At 52.0% G+C, this 573-nt stretch carries 1 rRNA gene; it reads right to left on the bottom strand.

Going from position 1 to position 573, the window contains the following annotated elements:
* Nucleotides 1-573: ribosomal RNA gene (locus NOM06_RS20830) — 23S ribosomal RNA — on the bottom strand; the annotation flags it as partial.

Here is a 573-nt window from a genome sequence, read left to right as displayed (position 1 = left end):
TACTTACTGGTATTCGGAGTTTGCATGGGGTTGGTAAGTCGGGATGACCCCCTAGCCCAAACAGTGCTCTACCCCCAGTAGTATTCGTCCGAGGCGCTACCTAAATAGCTTTCGGGGAGAACCAGCTATCTCCGAGTTTGATTGGCCTTTCACCCCCAGCCACAGGTCATCCCCTAACTTTGCAACGTTAGTGGGTTCGGTCCTCCAGTTGATGTTACTCAACCTTCAACCTGCCCATGGCTAGATCACCCGGTTTCGGGTCTACACCTTGCAACTAGACGCCCAGTTAAGACTCGGTTTCCCTACGGCTCCCCTATACGGTTAACCTCGCTACAAAATGTAAGTCGCTGACCCATTATACAAAAGGTACGCAGTCACCCCGAAGGGCTCCCACTGCTTGTACGTACACGGTTTCAGGTTCTATTTCACTCCCCTCACAGGGGTTCTTTTCGCCTTTCCCTCACGGTACTGGTTCACTATCGGTCAGTCAGGAGTATTTAGCCTTGGAGGATGGTCCCCCCATATTCAGACAGGATGTCACGTGTCCCGCCCTACTCGATTTCACATCAAGGT

The organism is Aeromonas sp. JL9 (assembly GCF_024436075.1).
Taxonomy (GTDB): Bacteria; Pseudomonadota; Gammaproteobacteria; order Enterobacterales; family Aeromonadaceae; genus Aeromonas; species Aeromonas veronii.
This window is presented reverse-complemented; position numbering and strand designations above follow the sequence as displayed.